Below are 4,336 nucleotides of genomic sequence, written 5' to 3'. Positions count from 1 at the left end.
ACATGTGCCAAAGGTAATGTTTGTGCCAGGGCAAGGTTTTCACCGGCACTCATAAATGATACCCTATATTTCCTGATCCGCGCAAAGGGATCTTCCCCCTCAGGGGTATAATGAGAAAAGTAACCCCTGTCGAACATATCTGCAGAATGCTTTCGTGCCACCACACGCAGCTCTGGATCTGCCCGCAGTGCTTTCAAGCCTTTTTTAGCACGTTCTTCATTCACCATCAGCAGCATTTGTGCCTCCAGGTCAGTCCTTACTTTTGGAGATTTTACCGTAAAAGGCAGCTTGACCAGTTTATCTTCACTGACCTCAACTTTTTGGTTGGCGGGCCTAAAGTCAAAGGCTTCCTTAAATACAGGGTATAGTTTATCCTGCAGCCAGCTCACGCTGCTCACCAGCTTATCGGCCAGCCGGGCATCGTTGTTTGCCTTGGTAACGGTGGTAGAAAAAGGAATGAAAAACAACAGGCAGGCAAAAATAGCGGCCCAGATTAAACCGTTAACTAACCCTGGCAGCACGCCAAGAATTTTATTAGTAGCCCCATGGTGAATGCTGAGGGGCACCCTTTCAATAAGCCGGTAGGTTAGGCTTTCAAAAATTAATCTTGAGATGGTTACCAGAAACAAAAAAGTAAGGGGTACAGCCCAGTAGCCTATGGCTGGAAAGAGTGCTTGCAAAGCATGACTCAGCGGGCCATAAATTAAAAAAGTAAGGGTTAAACTGGCTATCCAGGAAAACAAATCCAGGGTGGATATGATAAATCCCTTTTGGATCCCTGCAGTGATGGACATGATGACCACCACTAATAAAATCAAATCAATCCAGTTCATACCTCATCCTTCAGGAGCTATAACAGCTGAAAAGTAAAAATGGAGGTCACAATTTAGTTAATTAATCGAAAAAGGCCTAAGGTCTGTTTTAGCAAGATTGATGGGCTTTTCGGGTAAGGGTTACTTTTTCTTTTCTTTTTTATCCTCACCGATCAGGTAGCCATAAGGTTTAAGTGGTTCCACGTGATCAAAAAGAATCTTAGCCATAGCCAGCAGGGGGATGGCCAGTACCATCCCGGAAATCCCCCAAAGCATTTCACCGGCAATTAAGCCTATGATGGTGAACAAGGGATTGAGGCTAACTTCTGCGCCCACTACCAGCGGCTCCAGCAGATAGGTTTGAATAAATTGTACCAAAGCGTAAACTACAAGTATCCAGATCACCATGGTCATGTCGCCTCCCTGCACCAGCGACATGGCAACGGTAACAGCAGTGCCAGTAAGGTTACCCACAAATGGAACAATCTCCAGGAAGCCACAGAGGATGGCAAAAAAGATGGCGTTTTTAACACCTATCAGGCTAAAGCCTATGCCATACATCACCCATAAACACACGATCATCAAAAACATTCCCGAAAGATATTTCATAGATACCTTTTGTGTTTTGTTAACAATGGTCAGTGCCGTTGCTTTATTTTCCTGATCTACCAGGCGCAGAATAAATACTTTGATGCGGCTGCGGAAAAATAAAAACAGAAAGATATAAACTAAAACCAAGAGCGTATTGCCCAGAAAACCAGATATCCCGGCAATGACTCCAGTTACAATAGATCCGGCCCTGCTGGCAGAAGAAGCCTGTTGTTCCTTAATCATTTGCTTTTGTTGCGCAGCAGAGATGCCAAATTTCTGAGAGATCAGTTCTTTAAGCTGCTGGTATTTTTCGGCTAGCTGATCTTCAAGTTTTGTGGCATTTCCGGCAATATCATTAATTTGCCAGCTGATGAAAAAGATCACCAGCGCAAAGAAAGACACCAGCAATACCATGGAAATGATAATAGCGATGGCTTTAGGAAGACCTTTATTTTGCAGCCAATTACTAACGGGTAACAACAACATTGACAATATAGCGGCAAAAGTTAAAGGTACCAAAAAGGGCTTTGCGAACACCAGAATAACAACGATAAGGCTTAAAATACTTAAGATGGAAAGGACTTTATAAAGGGTTTGGTTCTGCATAGGTAGAGCTAAATAAGTTTATCGGGAGTTACGGGTAATTGACGGATTCTTTTGCCCGTAGCATTGAAGATAGCGTTCAAAATTGCCGGTGCCACGCCAATGATGGCAATCTCACCAATGCCTTTGGTACCCAGCGGGTCGACTTTAAAATCTGGCTTATTCACAAAAAGCACTTCTACCTTGGGCACATCAGCATGTACAGGAACATGATAGTCTGCGAGGTCTTTGGTGATGTAGCGACCATAACGGTGGTCCATCACGGCAGCTTCATGTAAAGCCATGCCTATACCGCCGGTTACGCCGCCAATCATCTGGCTGCTAGCGGTAATCTGGTTAATAATGGTGCCGGCATCTGCACAGGTCACTACGTTTTTTACTTTAACCATTCCTGTAGCGGCATGCACATGGACTTCTGCAAAATGTACAGAATAAGAGTACATGGAGAAGTTTTTGCGCTCTTCGCCGGGTTTAGCTTCTGCCAGCACATCATAAGTTGCGGCATCCTTTTGGTCAATAAGCTCTTTGAAACTGATTTTGGTGCTTTTTCCTTTTAACTGCAGGTTGCCTTTTTCGAAAGTTACCTGGTCGATGGTTTTATCTTTAAAATCAGGAATATTGCTGGAAGCCAGTTGCAGCAGTTTAAGCTGTAACGCCTTACAGGCTGCCACCACTGCCGGACCAACACTGTTAACTGTGGAAGAACCGCCCTGGTTTCCTGCTTCAGGAAAGCTGGAATTACCGAGGTCAAAGACAATATTTTCTGGCGCAATACCAAAAGCTTCGGTGGCAATTTGTGTCATGGCGGTTCCTGTACCTGGGCCAATATCTGTTACGGCACTTTGCAGCAGCAGTCGCCCATCTTTGAGTAGTGTAGCCCTTACTTTGGCACCTCTGCGGTTGGCACCAAAAGTACCTACGGCCATACCATAACCAATTTGCCATGGGCCATCCTTAAGTGTTGCAGGCTTTAACTGACGTTTATTCCAGCCTATGGCTTTTGCGCCCATATCAAAACACTCTTTAAGGTATTTTGTAGACCATGGTAATTTCTTTTCAGGGTCGCTGTCTGTATGGTTGATTACCCTAAACTGTAGCGGGTCGATGTTCAGTTCAAAAGCCAGTTCGTCCATGGCACACTCTAAAGCAAAGGCGCCAGTAGCTTCTCCAGGTCCACGCATCCAGATTGGTGTGCTCACATCTAAAGGTAAAATGCGGTAGCGTGTACTCACATTGGGTGCCGCATACATCATGCGCGACTGCTGTAATGTGCTTTCTGTAAACTCTTCATAAGAAGAGGTTTGCCCCACAGAAGAATGGGTAATGCCTACCAATTTACCATCCTTTGTAGCACCCAGGGCAATTTTTTGTAATGTCTTTGGGCGGTAACCCACCATAAAAAACATCTGCTCGCGGGTCAGCATTAGCTTTACCGGGTTTTTAACCATTTTAGCAGCCATGATAGCGGCAGTTTCATGTGGCCAGTTGTGCAGTCCGTTGCCGAAAGCACCGCCCACAAATTTGGCAATTACCTTTACATTTTCAGGTTGAAGTTTCCACTCTTTAGCAAAGTTGAGCTGCGTAGGTTGTGTGCCTTGCACTTTATCGTAAATCGTTAACTTATCCTCAGCCTCCCAATGAGCAGTAATGGCTTGCAGCTCCATGGGGTTGTGCATCTCCGCAGGGTGTTCATATTCGGCTTCTATTTGAACAGGTGCCTTTTTATAGCCATCAACCTCACCGCGATCGTAATCTGCCAGCGGCGATTTAGGGTTTTTCGCTGCTGATGCAGGTAAAACAGCCTTGTCGAGGTGCTGATAAATATCTGTAGCATGCGTTTCTTTGGCATATTGTAATTTAACCAGCGAAGCAGCATAGGTAGCCCGTTCAAAAGTATCGGCCACCACCATGGCTACCGGCTGTCCGTTGAAATAGATTTTGTTGCTATGAAAAGGGCGGAGGGGTATTCCTCCGGTAGGTGGCTCTGTAGGGTGTTCATTATCTGCAGGATAGCCTGGCGGCCTGAGGGCATTCAGGTGCGATACCACAGCAATTACGCCAGGTGCCTGGGCAGCAGCTTTTGTATTGATCGACTGAATTTGTCCCTTGGCAATAGTGCTGGTCACCAGCACTGCATATTTGGTATTGGGTAACTCATATTCCGCAGCATACTTGGCGGCACCGGTAACTTTTAACCTGCCGTCTACCCTTGTAATAGGTTCATCAGGAGCGGGGAAGCGTATTTCCATAAAAATGTCCGTTTAATAATTGTCTATTCCTGAGGCCACCATTAGCGCCTCAACAATACTGTTAGGTGCCAGCTTCAATTT

At 45.5% G+C, this 4,336-nt stretch carries 3 protein-coding genes; all 3 read right to left on the bottom strand.

Annotated features, from left to right (window positions below):
• A partial coding sequence (locus tag ACR2F7_RS07030; RefSeq protein ID WP_432712873.1) for a CvpA family protein occupies positions 1–833 on the bottom strand: 833 nt, incomplete at its 3' end.
• 120 nt (positions 834–953) lie between these two features.
• Positions 954–2,009 (bottom strand): AI-2E family transporter, encoded by a 1,056-nt coding sequence (locus ACR2F7_RS07025; protein WP_432712872.1) that lies wholly within the window; start codon positions 2,007–2,009, stop codon positions 954–956.
• 8 nt (positions 2,010–2,017) lie between these two features.
• The gene (locus tag ACR2F7_RS07020; RefSeq protein WP_432712871.1) at positions 2,018–4,255 is read right to left on the bottom strand and encodes a xanthine dehydrogenase family protein molybdopterin-binding subunit; all 2,238 of its coding nucleotides are present in this window, start codon (positions 4,253–4,255) and stop codon (positions 2,018–2,020) included.
• Positions 4,256–4,336: the final 81 nt, after the last annotated feature.

The sequence above is a fragment of the Pedobacter sp. genome (assembly GCF_045628745.1).
GTDB lineage: Bacteria > Bacteroidota > Bacteroidia > Sphingobacteriales > Sphingobacteriaceae > Pedobacter.
This window is presented reverse-complemented; position numbering and strand designations above follow the sequence as displayed.